This window comes from Desulfosporosinus lacus DSM 15449 (assembly GCF_900129935.1).
GTDB classification, from domain to species: domain Bacteria; phylum Bacillota; class Desulfitobacteriia; order Desulfitobacteriales; family Desulfitobacteriaceae; genus Desulfosporosinus; species Desulfosporosinus lacus.
In genome coordinates, this window is record NZ_FQXJ01000029.1 from 1 (window position 1) to 17460 (window position 17460).

Consider the following 17460-nt stretch of genomic DNA (forward strand, 5'->3'; position numbering starts at 1 on the left):
TGATATCCTGGTCGCGGACCTTGCGGCTGACCTTGATATCCTGGTCGCGGACCTTGCGGCTGACCTTGATATCCTGGTCGCGGACCCTGCGACTGACCTTGATATCCTGGTCGCGGACCTTGCGGACGTCCTTCTAATTCCGAATTATTTTGAGACTGCCCTTCTGTACCCTGACGAGGACCTTGTGACTGTCGTTCTATTGCCGAACGGGGTTCTTTCAGCTTACCTTCTTGTGCTGATTCAGATACTATAGGCCTTTTTTCCTCAGTATTTTTGTGTTCAGAATGCTCCAAATTTATCTCCTTTCCTTTCAGTTGGTTCCTTAATCGATCTGCGTCATTTTGATCGACCGTACTTAAATGGTTTTTCACATCAGTTCCCATAGCCACGAGTCTTGTCATCACTTCTTTACTGCTAAAATTCAATTCTTTTGCTAATTCATGAACACGAATACTCATTTAACCACCCCCACATAATCGGCTCCCACATTACGCTCCAAGCATCAGCTCCTTGCTAGTAATATAGCCTTAGCAAACCCTTGATCCAAAATAAGCACTGCTGAACGCGGCGAAAGTCCTATAGAACGTCCTAGTTCTAGCTTTGTACCAGTTATATACACTGGTAATTTTATATCATTAGCCCACAGAGTATACTTTTTTTGTGCTCCGTGAGCATCCTCCGCTATGATAAGAAGAAACCCTTTTCTCTTTTTAACCATGGCCTCAATTTGAGCATCTCCAGAAGCAACTTTTCCGGCCCGCCGAGCAATTCCAATTAAAGATTGGGTACGTGTATTCACAAAGATATTTTTCCTTCCAAGTGAGTAAAAACTGCTGGATCTACATCCACTCCAAAAGCTTTCCTGAAGCGACGCTCTTTGACGGCGGTTTGAAAACAGACAGAATTAGAGCAAAGGTATGCGCCACGACCATTCCGTTTTCCAGTGGGATCGAGCTCTACAATTCCTTCTGGAGTTCTAACGATTCGCAAAAGCTCTTTTTTGGGCTTCATTTCTTGGCACCCTAAGCACATCCGCATAGGAACTTTTCGTGTCTTCATACCATCACCCCTTTCCTTTCTTTTTTTTCTCTTTAGGACGCTCGTTGATGCCAGTTAATAAATCCTCAACTATTTTATCCGGGACTGCTTCAGTAACTATCGGATCAACATCATTTTCAAGGGGCTCCAGCTCCTCTGCATATCCGGCATATGTTTCATTCTCATTATATTCAGTGTTTTCGGTAAGCTTTAGCCCTTGTGTAACCGTGTCTTCTTGATACTCTTGTTCTTCTTGATACTCTTGATAGCCATCGGATTCTGCGTACTCATCATATTCAGAGTATTCCTCATATTCGCCATACTCATCATAATTTTCATACTCTTCTTGTCCTTGGGGAATGATATTATGAGCGATGGCTTGAGATTCACTTTTTATATCAATCTTCCAACCCGTAAGCTTGGCCGCTAATCGTGCGTTTTGTCCCTCTTTTCCAATCGCCAAAGAAAGCTGATAATCCGGAACCACAACAATAGCAACCTTTTCATTGAGTTTAGGATATACTTGTAAGACTTTTGCGGGAGATAGGGAATTAGCCACAAATTCTTGGGGATCGATTGAGAAGTTTACAATATCAATCTTTTCTCCTTTTAATTCTGTGACAATAGTCTGTACGCGAACTCCCTTAGGGCCAACACATGCTCCTACAGGGTCAACGTTTGGATCACGTGAATAAACTGCGATTTTGGAGCGAGCTCCAGCTTCACGAGAAACTCCCTTTATTTCTACGATCCCGTCATGTATCTCAGGAACTTCAAGCTCAAATAAACGTTTTATTAAGCCTGGATGTGTTCGTGAAAGCATAATCTGTGGGCCCTTCGTCGTTTTCTTAACCTCTACAACATAGGTTTTGATACGCTCAAACGATTGATATCCTTCTCCTGGTATTTGTTCCTGTGCAGGAAGTACAGCTTCTACTTTCCCTAAATCAACAATGACATTCTTCTGTTCATACCGCTGGACAACTCCGGTGACGATATCCCCTTCACGATTGACAAACTCATCATATATCATGCCGCGTTCTGCTTCTCTAATGCGTTGTACGACAACTTGCTTCGCAGTTTGCGCAGCAATTCGCCCAAACTCACGAGGAGTTACTTCGTATTCCACAATGTCTTCAAGTTGATAATTAGGATCCAGATTACGCGCCTCCACCAAGCTAACCTGAGTCCGAGCATCCTCCACAAGATCGACAACGGTTTTACGGGCATAAACTTTAAACTCACCGGTTAAACGATCAATAAGAACTCGTACATTTTGTAATGATCCGAAATTCTTCTTGTATGCGGAAATCAGTGCAGCCTCAATCGCCTCAAATAGAATTTCTGCAGAAATTCCCCGTCCTTTTTCTAACTCGTGAAGGGCCTCGATGAACTCCATATTCATTTTTCCTTTTTCCTCCTTATTCTATTGTAAAAAATAGCCTAAAAATCCAGTGCCAAATGAGTTTTCTTTACCAACGTGCGTGGAATGGCGACACGCTCATCATTGTATTCTAAAACGATCTCATCGTTGATTAGTCCAACAAGATTTCCAGAAAACTTCTTGTACCCTTGAAACTGGGAAGTGGTGTGGACATTAACCAAACTTCCCTGAAAACGAACAAAGTCCTCTTCCTTTTTGAGAGGACGTTCAAGTCCAGGAGAAGACACTTCCAACATATAGGCTTGCGGAATTGGATTTTTTTGATCAAGCATTTCACTTACAATGTGGCTGATAGTTGAACAATCATCCATATCGACGCCACCATCTTTATCTATGTAAAGGCGCAAATACCAATGCGCACCTTCCTTTAAGTACTCTACATTGACTAATTCGAGGCCATTTTCTCTTACGAGTGGTTCAACCATAGACGCGATTTGTTGTTCTATTGCTTCATTCATATGAATTCGCTCCTTTAAAACGTAACGTAATGGACATTCTCCTCATAGTCTTACGAAGATGTCCTCATGTTATACTTACGCTACGAATTGGACAAACGAAGGAGCGGGCTAGAACCCACTCCTTACCATCAAGACTACAAATTTCCTTATACTAATATAGCATATTCGTTAGAACTGTGCAACCTGCTGCTATGTTTGACCAATTAAATCATGTTGTAATTTAAAAACACAGCGAATCTCTAAAATTACTCCAGAATCAAAAATTGCAAATGAAAAGTTATTACTTGATGTTGTTAAATAAGCAAATAGCCCAAATTATTAAAGGTATAACTAATGAAAATTATTCCAACTGTCACAAGTCCGGCAAAAACACAACGAGAAGCTTAGTCTTGACCACTTGTTTAAGCAATATCATTGATGGATGTGAAAGAGCCATTACCCCCATCATCAAAGCAAGGGCAGTACCAATACCGACACCTTTTGCAACTAAAGCCTCAGCGATCGGCAATTAACCAAAAATATCCGCATACATAGGGACTCCTACGAAGGTTGCTACCAAAACTGAATACCATTTATCTTGGACAAGAAAGAGCAGTTATACGTTTTCAGAAATCCAGTTATGAATAGCAGCTCCAACGTTCCATTTGAAGTACTTGGTTATTGAACCACTCAAATATCAACAAAAATCCATCCCCTTATACAGATGACTCGATGTATTATCCATGTTTAGACCAATGTTATCAAACAACTGTTTTAATGCTTCAAGGCTCTTTCTATTAATAGAGTATTTCATCCAAACTCCATCACGCCTGCTGTCTACCAAACCACTTTCGCTTAAGATTTTCATATGGTACGAAAGGGTAGGCTGGGTGATGTTGAATTCCTCTAAAATATCGCAAGCACACAGTTCTCCATTGGAAAGCATGTCAAATATTTTAAGCCTCGTTTCATCTGACAGGGCTTTCAAATACATGGCATATACCCTATAACACTCTTTCAAAATTCTCACCTCGGCGATTAGAATTGCGCAACATATATTGACACTTCTCTATGTCTATTATACGACCATATAGAGAGATGTCAATGTGTATGTTGTTTAAACTTCACTTCTATGTGACTTTTGACGTCCATACGGCAATAACGTAAAATGGCATATATCCGTTGCCTTGATACTTTGAGGCAACGGATATATGCCATTTTACAGTATGATGTTTTAAATCAACAAAGATTAGCCGACTAGCATTAGGACACATCGGATTCTTCAGTGAGTAAGACAGTTTATTATCTTTAAGACTGTGGCATCTAAGGATATCTCATTCTTCAATCGGCTTAAGTTAGTATTTCGATGGTTTTTTGAAACAACGCATTATTATGGTTATTAATATTCTTCTCTTTTACCGAATTCAGCAGATTCTACCCATTCTTCTGAGTGGTTAATGAGGGTAACTATCTGATCAATTATTGCATAATGATCCTCTTCTTGTTTTATCAAGTATTCAAAAACCTTTTTCGACTCATTATCCGTTGCTTCAGATAAGTACTTGCGATATAGGTTTATACTTTCTTTTTCATTTTCTAAAGCTGACCTGTACACATCAAGTTGGTTAGGAACTTGTTTAAGTTCATTTTTAAGAGTCCCCAGGTCATTAAACACGTTTTTAACTTCAGATAACCTTTCACTTTGTTCTAAATCGAAGGATAATTTACTAACCTTATTTTCTAAAATCTTAGCATGTATATTTTCCTCTTTCGCTAACAAAAGAAAGACAGTGCTTAAACTATTGTCCTTATTGATTTTAGCTTGCTCGGTGTAATATTTCTCTCCTTCAAGTTCCATTTTGATTGCAAACTCTAAAACGTCCATAAACTAACCTCCCCAATTAATATTAGTATGCCCTTTTCAACTGGAAATGGAACAAACAACTGATTACATTATAATGCTTATTATTTAAAATTACTATAAATTTATACTATTTATTAATAAAATAATTTAAAATTTAATTAGATACTTATTGTTCCTAAAAAAGACCTCAAAAATACGGGATTTAATACTTTGTTCAACGTAAATATCACGCGTTTCCATAACCATAGCCTAAGAAAAGGAAGTCTGTGCTCCCCAATGGATTGGAAATCCGGCCTATCTAACCCATAAATTCATGTCTTCAAAAGAACCTGCAATATGGCAATTATTAATCAGTCGCCCTTGATATCTGTATCCAAGTTTATAGAATACTCTATTCATCCCATAAGACTGAGCGCGAGCTAATGTATATAGTATAAATGAGCCCTGCTTTTGAACTTCATCCTCTAAAATACCTAGTAAACGTTCGGACAGTGAATGTCCACGGTACTCTGCAATCGTTGCACAATCCGTCATTTCGCAACGGTTAAAAAGATAGTCAGGATAAGCAGCTGCTAGGCCAATCAGTTTTTCTTGTGAAAACGCTCCAGCAAAAATATTTCCATTATGCATCAAAGAACGGATATACTGAGAACTTTCCACCGGGGATGGATAGCTTACAAAGACTTTTGTTAATACTTGCGATATTTGCCGGGCAAAGGTTTCATCTAAAATCTTCAATTCCATTCCGATTGGCAAACTTTGTGACTGTTTAATTGGTTCCGTCCTAACCGTATACACAATATCATTCTCTGTTTGTATCTTATCCGAAAGTCCTCTTGCCTTAAAAACGTAATAGGCAAGGCTAACCGCAAATTCCTCATAGTTATAACAAAAGATGTTTCCTTCAATATGAAAACCGCATCTTAAAAATTCAGGTACATCTCTAGGCAAGGCCCAGAGCCAAATTTTCTCCAGTTCCTTTGTTATTGCCAGATCAATAAGCTCCCGACTAAATAGAGAAGGCTTAGTTCCTTGTGTGTATCCGTTGACGACTAGGCGTTTATTCCTCTCATCCACAGAAATGAGACTTGAGGAACTTACTTCGCCCCTAGTATTAAGCATTTGCTCCACCCCCGCATCCGCCGGATACTTTTTTTCTCCTCTCCTGCCGCATGTTTTCTTGGGGTGTTAGACTAATCAGTCCACCTTTCAGCAATTTAGCAAGACCAATTTTCCGAGTTTTGGAACTGCTGCAGGTGTTTTTACATGTCTTGCAACGGCTTGTTTTATCTTCTGGTTCTTGATATACGCTGATGACTCCTTCATAATTACGAAGGATTACTTTGTCATTTGATTGGGAAATCAAATAGTTAGGTTGAAGGGGAATTTTTCCCCCACCTCCCGGGGCATCGACAACAAAAGTAGGCACAGCAAAGCCAGAGGTATGTCCTCTAAGCATTTCAATGATTTCCAAACCAGTACTGACAGAAGTCCGAAAGTGCTCAATCCCACTGGATAAGTCGCATTGGTATAAGTAATAGGGCCTTACCCGGCATTTTACAAGTTCATGAACCAGTTTTTTCATAATCACAGGACAGTCATTGATTCCTCTAAGCAATACAGATTGATTCCCAAGTGGAATACCCATATTAGCCAGTTTGTTCAGGGCATTGCGTGCTTCAATCGTGAGCTCCTTGGGGTGATTAAAGTGTGTGTTGATCCAGATTGGATGGTATTTTTGCAAAACTTGAATGAGCTTATCCGTAATTCGCATCGGCAAAACTACTGGTGTTCTTGTCCCGATGCGGATAATCTCAATATTAGGAATCGAACGAAGGTTGGATAAGATATAATCCAACCGATCATCAGAAAGGGTCAACGGATCCCCTCCGGAGATCAGGACATCACGAATCTGTGGGTTAGAACGAATATAGTCCAGGGCGAGCTTAAAATGATTCAATGGTAAAGCCTTGTCTGTTTGTCCAGCCATTCTCCTTCTGGTGCAATGTCTGCAGTACATTGAGCACTGATCAGTTACCAGGAGTAACACTCGATCTGGATAACGGTGTGTCAATCCTGGCACCGGAGAATCAGCTTCTTCATGCAACGGATCTTCTAAATCACATGAGGATTTGCTCAATTCGTGAAGTGAAGGAATTGCTTGTTTTCTAATAGGGCACTCTAGATTCTGAGGATCCATCAGAGAAAAATAGTATGGAGTGATTGCCATTCGGAAATTTTCCAGGCACTTCTCAATCTGATCGGCTTCCTCGGAGGAAACAGACATAGCCTGCAGTAATCCCTTGTGGTTTGTAATCCGGTTAGACATCTGCCAGCGCCAATCATTCCATTGCTCATCATTTATATCAGTCCATAAGGTTCGTCGTCTTTGTTCATTCATTTGTTACCTCCTCGTCAGTTACCCTTATTTTCAGGATAGCCTCGAGCTCTTATCTTTTCTTGTGAGAATATCCCAATGCAACAGACAACTTTATTAAACATGATAAGTTGTCGGTAAATATATGTCAACAAAAACTTTTATATAAATATGTCTTACAAACTTTCTAATATGTCTATTAAAGTAATAAAACCCTCTAAATAGGATATTTTCAGGATACAAATGGTTTTACGGATTAAAATATGGTATACTTCAAGAACAAACAACTTATACACATTGACAAAGTTGTTTGTAATAGGATTTTTACCTTCTTTGGAGGTGGTTCTATGCTTGTCTAGAAGGAGGTTTGAAGTTTTGCTCTATTAAATGAATAAAGGTACATAGGAGGTAGAAGAGAAAATGAAAAAATTTAATGTTCTAATCCTGATTACCCTAATCTTGCTGATAATAACCGGCTGTGGTGCATCAAGTAGCAATTCTGACACGCCCACTAAAACAACCTTGGACCGGATTAAGGTCGACGGAAAATTGACCTATGCTATGAGTGGTCAGTACCCGCCCTTCAACTATTTTAACGAACAGAATGAGCTTACTGGATTTGATGTCGAAATAGGCCAAGAGATTGCCAAAAGAATTAACGTGAACTCAGCACCGATCGCAACCGAATGGGATGGACTCATTGCTGGCTTGACAACCAGCAAATTCGACATGATCATAGGTAGTATGGCGATAACGGACGAGAGATTGGAAAAAGTAGATTTCAGTACCCCTTATTACCGTTCAGGAGCCCAAGTTATTGTGCCCTCGGACTCGAAAATCAGTGGAGGGGCAGATCTCAAAGGCAAAACAGTAGGGGTTGTTCTGGGGACAACATTTGAAACGAAAGCTCGAGAACTGGGAGCCGCTGTAAAGACTTATAAAGGTGACCCGGATGCCTTTAATGATATGGCTAACAAAAGACTGGATGCTGTTATTACTGATAAGATTGTAGGTTTAAACGCGATTAAAGAGAATAATTACCCTTATAAACTGGTGGGCGATTTGTTATATGCAGAGAAGATGGGCATTGCGATTCGCAAAGACAGTCCCAAATTACTGGAGGCTGTGAACAGTGCATTAGCTGAAATGATGGATGACGGAACCTATCGAAAAATTAGCGAAAAATATTTCAGTGCGGATATTCGTTAGCGCCGAAGGTCAATCAGCAAGGGGTTTCCGATCTGATCAGACTGGAGGAATGTTGCTTTGAATCTTGACTTTAGTATCATCCCTAAATATCTGCCTTTTTTGTTGCAGGGTGCAGGTTTAACTGTAGAACTTGCTGTACTGGGAATTGCATTTGGCATCCTTCTAGGTCTCGTTGCCGCTCTCATGAAGATATCTCACACCCCCCTGCGCTATATTGCCCATTTTTACATTTGGCTGATTCGGGGAACCCCTTTGCTTGTTCAGCTCTTTCTCATTTATTTCGGTTTACCACAGCTTGGTATTACATTAAGTGCTTTTGCATCTTCTGTAATAGGACTGGGAATCAACAGCGGGGCGTACCTTGCCGAAGTCTTTCGGGGGGGAATTGAAGCAATTCCTGAAGGGCAAACTGAAGCTTCTCTCTCCCTTGGTATGGGCAAATTCTTAACCATGCGCAGGATTATCTTCCCCCAAGCTTTGCGGATTTCAATACCGTCATTGGGCAATCAGTTTATCATTACTTTAAAAGATTCATCACTATGTTCAGTCATTACGATGTCGGATCTCCTTCAAACGTCCCAGCGCTTTGCCAGTAGGACGTTTGCCTCATTGGAATTCTACACCACCGCCGCCGTACTCTATTTACTGATGACCACAGTGATATCAGCGCTTTTACGCAGTCTGGAGTGGCGATTATCTAGAGAAAGCCGGACAAGGGGGAATTGATATGAATTTGGCATTCATGCCGGAAAAGTCAAAGGTCGATAATCTTAGTCTTCCAGAGAAGTCAATGATAAATGTTAAGGGTCTAGTTAAAGATTTCGGCAAGAATAGAGTTATCGATGGTATCAATGCGACAGTATCTGCAGGTGAGGTTGTGGTCCTGATCGGAGCGAGTGGTTCGGGAAAGAGCACTTTTCTGCGCTGTTTAAACGGACTGGAAACACTTACCGCGGGAGAAATCTTGATAGATAACGTACGTCTGGAAAGTAAATCAAGCAGTCTCAAGCAAATTCGCCGTCAGGTGGGAATGGTGTTCCAGCAATTCAATCTCTTCCCTCACCTGACTGTGTTGGAGAATGTCATCGAAGCTCCCGTTCACGTGCTTAATCAGAAGAAAGATATTGCTGTCAAAGCAGCCCGGGAGCTGCTCACGAAGGTTGGCCTTTTGGATAAACAAAACTGCTACCCTGGGACGCTGTCTGGGGGACAAGGCCAAAGAGTGGCCATTGCCAGAGCATTGGCTATGCATCCAAAAATTATGCTCTTTGATGAGCCTACTTCAGCTCTTGATCCTGAGCTGGTTGGAGAAGTTCTCACCGTAATGAAGCAATTGGCAGAGGACGGAATGACAATGGTTGTTGTCACTCATGAAATGGGCTTTGCCAGAGAAGTAGCAGACAGGGTGATCTTCATAGACGAAGGCCGTATTGTTGAAGAGGGCTCACCTATTCAGATTTTTAGTAACCCCCAAGAAAAACGAACCCAGACCTTCCTCGGCAGGTTAAGTCATTAAATGACTTAACCTGCTTATTTTTCAGAGGATTTCTTGGTATGCTTATTTCCTCGCATAATGCGACATTTACATCACTATTCATTTACAGTATCTCTCAACGAAAAAGGAAGTAATATAATTGCCCTTTGCTTTATACAAAAAGGGGATGTAACGAAACTTGTTTTCCGGTTTATTTCATCCCCACTATATTTGTTAATCCCCTTATATAATAGAGGACTGTTCACCACTTCAAAGGTGTACAGTCCTCTTTCTTGGGATAACCCACCACCAGCTTGAAAAAATCTCAAGTTTCGTTACGGCCCCTTTTTGTGGTTTAATACTTACTTTTTGATGGTTGGAATAGGATCTGTTGAAATGCCATCCAAATTGTCTTCCCAAAGATACTTTTTCGTTTCTGCTACGATAACTCCACTTAAGAGAAGCAGAGAGATAAGGTTCGGAATGGCCATCAGTGCATTCATAGCATCCGCCATATCCCAAACAAGTTGAAGAGTCATTATGGAGCCAAAGAATACGGCAAGCACCCAGATTACACGGTACGGAATGATTGCTATCTTTCCAAATAAGTACTCAATGGCTCTCTCCCCATAATAAGACCAACCTAAAATGGTTGAAAATACGAAGGTTAAAAGTCCAAAGGTTAGAACAATCGGACCAATTACAGGGATTTGAGCAAAGGCCATTTTTGTCAAAGCAGCACCTTTTAACCCTTCCGCTGCAGCTGGGTTGCTCAATATACTGCTCACTACGACGATACCGGTCATTGCACAGACTACCACAGTATCCCAGAAAGTTCCGCTGGCAGAGACTAGGGCCTGACGAACAGGGTTTCTAGTTTGAGCCGCTGCTGCCACGATTGGCGCAGATCCTAATCCCGACTCGTTGGAGAACAAACCTCGTGCGATACCGTAACGAGCTGCCATCATAATGGATGCCCCGATGAAGCCACCGCCAGCCGCCTGAGGGGTAAAGGCAGATTCAAAGATTAAGGAAATAGCAGGTAATACGTACGAAGAATTCAAAGCTAAGATAGCGATGCAACCAAGGACGTAGAAAATTGCCATGAACGGTACAAGTTTCTCACACACTCGAGCAATGGATTTTACTCCGCCGATAATGACAACACCCGTGAGAGCCGCCATAATGAAACCGGTGATATAATGAGGGATGTTAAAGGTCTCATTTACCATTGAGGAAATCGAATTGGCTTGAACTGTGTTCCCAATACCAAAGGCGGCAATCGCAGTGAAGATACAGAATAACACAGCTAACCACTTTTGTCCTAAACCGTTTTCCAGTGCATACATTGGACCTCCGAGCATTGTACCATTGGAGGTCTTAACCCGATATTTTACGGACAATAATGCCTCAGAGTACTTTGTTGAGATGCCGAATACTCCAGTTAGCCAGCACCAAAGCACTGCACCTGGACCGCCAAGGGCAATGGCTGTAGATACTCCAACGATGTTACCTGTACCAATAGTAGCTGCTAATGCAGTAGTGAGGGCACCAAATTGACTTACATCCCCTTCAGCAGTCGGGTCCTTAGTTACAGAAAGTTTGATGGCTTTGAAAATGTGTCTTTGGATAAATCGGGTACGAAAGGTTAGGAATAAGTGCGTACCGAAAAGCAGAACCAGCATTGGGGGTCCCCAGAGATAATCATTCAACCAAATAATAGCGTTGTGAAATGATTGCATTTTTTGTTCCTCCTTAATTTATCTTTCTAATGCCCTAGCAACTTATAAAGTTGCAACTTTATATATAAAAAGAGCCAAATCTTAGCGATTTGACTCTGGATATTATTAGCATTATTAGTCTATTTTAGAAGTCACCTGAAAATGAGACTTTTAAAAAAAAACATAAAAAATACTCTGTCCTTTTGCCTGAGAGATTAGCAAAGCGTCATTGCGTTGCCCCTTCGGCGCCCATCATTTGGGTCTCTCCAGAGTCCTGTCAATTTACGGTCCTGCTTGAATTCAAGCTCCTGAAAGCACAACCTCTTCGGCAGGCTATTAGCCACTCTCCCGCAAATATCATCCAGCAATATTCAGTTTATTGGAGTTAATTAACATTATAGTTTTATATATAACTTTATACAAGAAAAAATTAAAGGACAAACGATTCTAAAGGCGCCAAACTGGAGTGTTCCTGTTCATATCTCACCCTCCAAGATTAATCAACGTTCGAGACACCTGCTTCTGTAAGTAGGTGTCTCCCTGTTTTGTTAATACAGTAAGGCCTTCTCAACAATTGCCTTCACCGTTTGAGTGAGGTCTTCTACTTTCACCAAATGAGTCTCACCAGATTTACGCTCTCTGAGTTCAACCTGACCATTGGCCAAGGTTTTGCTTCCTAAGGTCACCCTTATCGGATATCCAACCAAATCCGCATCTTTAAATTTCACACCAGCACGTTCATCTCGATCATCGAGAACAACTTCCACTCCAAGACCCTTGAGCTCTTGATAAAGTTTATCAGCTGTCTCAACGACTAAGGTGTCTTTGGTACTCGCTGGTACAATTATACATTGGTAAGGAGCAATCGGCATGGGCCAGATAATTCCAAAGTCATCATGATTTTGTTCGATGGAAGCAGCAATCGTCCTGCTTACTCCAACACCGTAACAACCCATCACACAACTTTTCTCCACACCGTTTTCATCTAAAAAGTTTGCTCCTAATGCTTTGCTATACTTGGTTCCCAGTTTGAAAACTTGGCCTACTTCGATTCCTCTGGCCTCTTTGAGTGGAGCACCGCATCTAAGACAAGCTTCACCCGGCTCAACCATTCGTAAATCAAGAACCTGATCTATACGGAAGTCTTGACCGGGGACAACATCCACATAGTGATGATCCGCCTTATTCGCTCCGCACACAACCTTTTTCATGAGGGGAACCTCTTCGTCCGCAATGACCATAAGCCCATCAGGCACTCCAACAGGGCCTACAGAACCCGGCTCACAACCCATAATCTTCTCTACCGACTCGGTTGAGGCCAGTTGAAGGGATACAAACCCGCCTAAGGCATTATTTACTTTTATTTCATTTAGTGTACGGTCTCCGCGTATCAACACTAAAAATATCTTCTCGTCCCCTTGATAAAGCAACGACTTAACTAAGGTGCTTTTCGGTACAGCTAAAAACCTACTGATGTCCTCAATGGTCTTGACTCCCGGTGTTGGCACTAACTTCCGCTGTCCTTCAGGAGATACATCCTCGATAATTTGGGGACGGCACTCGGATTTTTCCGTATTGGCGGCATAATCACACCCTGAACAATACACCACTGAATTTTCCCCAGAATCTGCCAAAACCATAAACTCATGTGATCCACCGGTCCCTCCAATAGCACCAGGGTCCGCTTCGACCGGACGATAGGTTAAACCGCAACGGGAATAAATCCGGCAATAAGCATCGTACATTTTTTGATAACTCTCATGAAGGCCTGCTTCATCACGATCAAACGAATAAAGGTCTTTCATGACAAATTCACGGCCGCGCATTAAACCGAAACGAGGGCGTCGCTCATCGCGATATTTATTTTGAATTTGATAAAGGAGCATCGGCAGTTGTTTATAAGATCGGATTTCACCCCGAACAAGGTCTGTGATAATTTCTTCGTGGGTCGGTCCAAGACAAAACTCACGATTGTGACGATCCTTCAGACGAAACAACTCTGCGCCATATACATCCCAGCGTCCGCTCTCTTTCCATAATTCAGCTGGTTGCATAATTGGCATAAGGACTTCTTGTCCCCCTTTAGCATCCATTTCTTCTCTTATAATGGTTTCAATCTTTCTCAATACTCTTAACCCCAAAGGCAAAAAGGTGTATAATCCAGACGCAGACTTGCGAATCAAACCTGCTCTGACCATCAATTGGTGGCTGATGACTTCAGCTTCAGCTGGAACCTCGCGGAGTGTAGGATTTAATAGTTGGCTGACGAGCATGTTGTCCATTCCTTTCCAAAATCATCTTAATGTTACTACTTTTCCTATGATCTAATACTAACTTAACGCGACCTAATTTTTATCAATTACCTTTTCATTGGTCAATTGACGCTCCTATAAATTAACAAGTAAAACTAAATACGACTACTGAAGTTTCATATGATCTCGAACATAATCCTCAATTTCGCGGAGCAGGGCTGCTAACAATTCGTGTTCTGGCAAACGGGCTACTATCTCTCCCTTGCGAAATAAAAGCCCTGTACCTTTTCCGCAGGCAATTCCGAAATCAGCTTCACGAGCCTCTCCCGGCCCGTTGACTGCACATCCCATAACAGCAACTTTTAAGGGCCTGTCCAACGAAGGAAGCAGTAATAACCGGTCCTCTACTTTCTCTGCCAAGGCGGCCAGATCAACTTGTGTCCGACCACAAGTCGGACAACTGATTAACTCCACGCTGCGCTGGCGCAGGTCTAGAACACGCAAAATTTCTAAGGCCACTGGAATTTCTCGCACGGGGTCTCCGGTTAGGGACACTCGAATCGTATCCCCGATCCCTTCGGCAAGCAGTGTCCCAATTCCTATGGCTGATTTCACTACCCCTGAGCGTACAGTTCCTGCTTCGGTGACCCCTAAATGTAAGGGGTAATCAATAACCTCATGTATCTTGCGATAAGCCTCAAGCATTAGGGGGACAGAAGAGGCTTTGAGAGAAACTTTTAGTTTATTATAACCTTCATCTTCAAGTATCCGAATATGCCCTAAAGCACTTTCGACCATTCCTGCCGCAGTAGGCCCTCCGTACTTTTCAAGAATTTCCCTCTCCAGTGATCCAGCATTAACTCCGATCCGGATAGGAATCTGTTGTTCCCTCACCGCACTCACTACCTCTTGTACCTTCCAGCGAGCACCTATGTTGCCAGGATTTAATCTTAATCCATGAATCCCTTGTTCAACTGCCTGAATAGCAAGACGGTAATCGAAGTGAATATCTGCAATTACCGGGAGTGGACTTGTTGCGGCGATTACTTTTAAGGCCTTCGCCGCATCTGCATCTAAAACAGCAAGACGCACAATTTCACACCCGGCTTCAGCTAAGGTGTGAATCTGTGCCAAGGTGCTGGAAATATCACGGGTATCCGTATTGGTCATTGATTGTACGACAATCGGACTCCCACCGCCGATTGTCACAGACCCAACCTGTACTGGTTTGGTCATCTTTCTCTGTATCATGACTCAGTTCCCCCTGTAGATTAGCCGGCTTTGACAAATAGGCGCAAGACATCTTTGTAAGTTACGGCAAGCATTAATCCCATAAGTAATACAAAGCCCACCAAGTGTATCATATTTTCCTTTTCTGGATTAAGCGGTTTACCTCTTAATCCTTCAATCAAAAGGAATACAAGCCTGCTTCCATCCAAGGCAGGGATAGGGAATAAGTTAATAAGGCCCAATTGGATGCTTAAGATTCCCGTCAAACCTAATAAGTTAGAAAAACCTTCTTTAGCTCCTTCTCCAATGACTTGAGCAATCATAACCGGGCCGCCTACGTCTGCTGGAATCTTCCCTGTGATCATTTGCGTTAAGGTAACGATAATCAGTTTTGTGAAATCCACTGACCGTCCAATCCCCACGCGGGTTGACTCGAGAATTGAAGCATGCACATAAGTTACCTCCGGCCCAATCCCAATAATCCAGAACCCTGTTTGTGCATCCTTTTCCGTCTTTACAGATATAGTTCGACGTTGCTTATCTGCGCCTCGTTCTATCGTTAAGCTTAGCACTTGATCCGGCTTAGAATGAATGGCTTCTGTCAAACTAGCCCAATCCGGCGTTAGTTCTTGGTTCACCGCAATAATTCTGTCACCCGGTTGAATCCCTGAAGCAGCAGCAGGTTTATCTTTAACCAACGTGCCGATCATATTACTGCTGTCTGGTGCTGGAATCCCCATATAAGCAAAGACACTTACAAACATGATAATCGCCAGAACAAAATTCATTACAGGTCCGGCCGCAATTACAGCCATGCGTTGCCAAACGGGCTTATTCATAAAACTTCTTGCATCTTTGTTCGAGGCTATAACCGCTTGGCCTTTTTCATCGATTTCTGCATCCATACCATGAAGTTTGACGAACCCCCCCAGAGGAACAACACGCAGAGCGTAAAGCGTTTCTTTCCCTTGATAACCCACGATTTTCGGACCAAAACCAAAGCTGAACTCAATTACTTTGACTCCAATCCATTTCGCGACAATATAGTGTCCAAATTCATGAATCATGACCATGCTTCCAAAAACAAAAACGATGGCGAGTGTCGTTAACACTTTAACCCCCCCTTTAGCGATGTTCGTGGTTCAAAGTTCGTGGTTCGAACATCATATACAAAATCTTGAGTAATTTGTTCCATTCTCATGGTCATCAAATATCGAATTTGTGGTCTTGGAATATCGAAATAAGTTCTTCTGCCCGCCTGCGAGCCCAAGTGTCTGCATCGAGTATACTTCCCAAATCCATGTTATCTAAAACATGGTGCTCGGAGCATACTTTTTCAACAATTTCTTGAATTCCCAGGTATGAGACCTGCTCATGCAGGAATGCTGAAACAGCAATTTCGTTAGCAGCATTCATAACGGCTGGAAGAGTCCCTCCTCGTCGTCCAACATGGTAAGCTAAGGCTAAGGCAGGGAATGCATCTAAATCAGGCTCATGGAACGTTAAAGTTTTCCCTCGAAGATTAAGCCGTTCAAATGGATTCTTCCAACGCGTTGGATAACTTAAGGCATATTGTATTGGTAAGCGCATATCAGGTCTGCCTAACTGAGCAAGCACTGAGCCGTCATGATATTCCACCATAGAGTGGATTACACTCTGAGGATGAATCAGCACCTCTATCCCATCATACTCCATATTAAACAAATAATGCGCCTCGATCACTTCAAGCCCCTTATTCATCATTGTTGAAGAATCAATCGTGATCTTAGCCCCCATATCCCAATTGGGATGGCAGAGCGCTTTCTCTAGAGTGACAGTCGCTAACTTTTCTTTGTTCCAGCCAAAGAAAGGTCCCCCAGATGCGGTTAAAATAATTTTCTCAATAGTTTCTGAACTTTCCTCTAAACACTGAAAAATGGCAGAATGTTCACTATCCACGGGAAGAATTTTGCAATTCACTTTCCGAGCCGAAGACATTACTAAGTCTCCGCCTGCCACCAAGGTTTCTTTATTAGCTAAAGCAATCGTTTTACCAGCATCAATCGCAGCTAGGGTAGGTTCCAAGCCAACCCTGCCAGACAGAGCAGTAACCACTGTATCGACCTGTTGAGCGATGACAGAGTTGATAATCCCCTCCATTCCCTGGTCTACTCTGATTGGTAAATCTCTCAACCTTCCACGAAGTTCACGCGCAGCAGTCTCTTCCATCATCACGACCACTTCAGGGCGATATAACCGGGCCTGCTCTTCCATAAGCTGGACACTTTTTTCAGCCACCAAGGCATGAATCTTAAGGCGTCCCTCGGCATGACTGACGACATCTAGAGTTTGGCGCCCAATTGACCCTGTGGATCCCAATATAGTCAGCGTTTTCAACGCGAATCATCTCTTCCTGCTCAATAAAAGCTTATTTT

The 17460-nt window shown here is 42.2% G+C and carries 17 protein-coding genes, 1 pseudogene and 1 riboswitch; of the genes and pseudogenes, 3 read left to right on the plus strand and 15 right to left on the minus strand.

What is annotated here, in order from left to right; all coding sequences use genetic code 11:
* From BUB11_RS23835 to kamA, 10 genes and pseudogenes are all read right to left on the minus strand, one after another.
* The coding region (locus BUB11_RS23835) for a translation initiation factor IF-2 N-terminal domain-containing protein (RefSeq protein ID WP_200797984.1) at positions 1–458 on the minus strand (458 nt) is incomplete at its 3' end.
* Between the two features lie 44 nt (positions 459–502).
* Positions 503–799 carry a L7Ae/L30e/S12e/Gadd45 family ribosomal protein gene (locus BUB11_RS23840; RefSeq protein WP_073032853.1) on the minus strand — a complete coding sequence of 99 codons (297 nt, stop codon included), beginning with the start codon at positions 797–799 and terminating at the stop codon, positions 503–505.
* Positions 796–1059, minus strand: a complete 264-nt coding sequence (gene rnpM / locus BUB11_RS23845; protein WP_073032855.1) for an RNase P modulator RnpM — start codon at positions 1057–1059, stop codon at positions 796–798. The genes BUB11_RS23840 and rnpM overlap by 4 nt, the downstream gene beginning before the upstream one ends.
* A 4-nt stretch (positions 1060–1063) precedes the next feature.
* Positions 1064–2443: a transcription termination factor NusA gene (gene nusA, locus BUB11_RS23850; RefSeq protein WP_073032857.1), complete on the minus strand. Its 1380-nt coding sequence runs from the start codon at positions 2441–2443 to the stop codon at positions 1064–1066.
* A 38-nt stretch (positions 2444–2481) separates the two neighbouring features.
* Positions 2482–2940: a ribosome maturation factor RimP gene (gene rimP / locus BUB11_RS23855; RefSeq protein ID WP_073032859.1), complete on the minus strand. Its 459-nt coding sequence runs from the start codon at positions 2938–2940 to the stop codon at positions 2482–2484.
* Positions 2941–3233: 293 nt separating this feature from the next.
* A pseudogene (locus BUB11_RS23860) lies at positions 3234–3577 on the minus strand (permease); the annotation flags it as partial.
* 39 nt (positions 3578–3616) lie between these two features.
* On the minus strand, positions 3617–3940 hold the full coding sequence (locus BUB11_RS23865) for an ArsR/SmtB family transcription factor (protein ID WP_282434047.1): 324 nt from the start codon (positions 3938–3940) through the stop codon (positions 3617–3619).
* Positions 3941–4318: 378 nt separating this feature from the next.
* Positions 4319–4804, minus strand: coding sequence for a ferritin-like domain-containing protein (locus BUB11_RS23870; RefSeq protein ID WP_073032861.1), 486 nt, complete (start codon positions 4802–4804; stop codon positions 4319–4321).
* A gap of 273 nt (positions 4805–5077) precedes the next feature.
* The gene (ablB, locus tag BUB11_RS23875; RefSeq protein ID WP_073032863.1) at positions 5078–5905 is read right to left on the minus strand and encodes a putative beta-lysine N-acetyltransferase; all 828 of its coding nucleotides are present in this window, start codon (positions 5903–5905) and stop codon (positions 5078–5080) included.
* A complete protein-coding gene (gene kamA, locus BUB11_RS23880; RefSeq protein ID WP_073032865.1) occupies positions 5898–7184 on the minus strand; it encodes a lysine 2,3-aminomutase in 1287 nt (428 codons plus the stop codon). Before kamA ends, ablB begins: the two co-directional genes overlap by 8 nt.
* A gap of 396 nt (positions 7185–7580) precedes the next feature.
* On the opposite strand from kamA, the gene BUB11_RS23885 reads away from it, so the two are divergent.
* The 3 genes from BUB11_RS23885 to BUB11_RS23895 all read left to right on the plus strand — a co-directional run bounded on the left by BUB11_RS23885 (position 7581) and on the right by BUB11_RS23895 (position 9885).
* Positions 7581–8369, plus strand: coding sequence for an ABC transporter substrate-binding protein (locus BUB11_RS23885; protein WP_073032867.1), 789 nt, complete (start codon positions 7581–7583; stop codon positions 8367–8369).
* A 57-nt stretch (positions 8370–8426) separates the two neighbouring features.
* Entirely contained in the window at positions 8427–9095 is a 669-nt protein-coding gene (locus BUB11_RS23890) for an amino acid ABC transporter permease (RefSeq protein WP_073032869.1), read from the plus strand.
* 64 nt (positions 9096–9159) lie between these two features.
* Positions 9160–9885: an amino acid ABC transporter ATP-binding protein gene (locus BUB11_RS23895; RefSeq protein WP_073032919.1), complete on the plus strand. Its 726-nt coding sequence runs from the start codon at positions 9160–9162 to the stop codon at positions 9883–9885.
* A 320-nt stretch (positions 9886–10205) separates the two neighbouring features.
* Here the strand turns inward: BUB11_RS23895 and BUB11_RS23905 are convergent, their stop codons facing one another.
* From BUB11_RS23905 to BUB11_RS23925, 5 genes are all read right to left on the minus strand, one after another.
* Entirely contained in the window at positions 10206–11585 is a 1380-nt protein-coding gene (locus BUB11_RS23905) for an alanine/glycine:cation symporter family protein (RefSeq protein WP_073032873.1), read from the minus strand.
* 164 nt (positions 11586–11749) lie between these two features.
* Positions 11750–11844: riboswitch (glycine riboswitch) on the minus strand.
* 268 nt (positions 11845–12112) lie between these two features.
* Complete coding sequence (locus BUB11_RS23910) at positions 12113–13837, minus strand: proline--tRNA ligase (protein ID WP_073032874.1); 1725 nt, start codon at positions 13835–13837, stop codon at positions 12113–12115.
* A gap of 144 nt (positions 13838–13981) precedes the next feature.
* A complete protein-coding gene (gene ispG / locus BUB11_RS23915) occupies positions 13982–15064 on the minus strand; it encodes a flavodoxin-dependent (E)-4-hydroxy-3-methylbut-2-enyl-diphosphate synthase (RefSeq protein WP_073032921.1) in 1083 nt (360 codons plus the stop codon).
* A 23-nt stretch (positions 15065–15087) separates the two neighbouring features.
* Complete coding sequence (gene rseP / locus BUB11_RS23920) at positions 15088–16158, minus strand: RIP metalloprotease RseP (RefSeq protein ID WP_073032876.1); 1071 nt, start codon at positions 16156–16158, stop codon at positions 15088–15090.
* A gap of 94 nt (positions 16159–16252) precedes the next feature.
* Entirely contained in the window at positions 16253–17422 is a 1170-nt protein-coding gene (locus BUB11_RS23925) for a 1-deoxy-D-xylulose-5-phosphate reductoisomerase (RefSeq protein ID WP_073032877.1), read from the minus strand.
* Between the last annotated feature and the right edge of the window lie 38 nt (positions 17423–17460).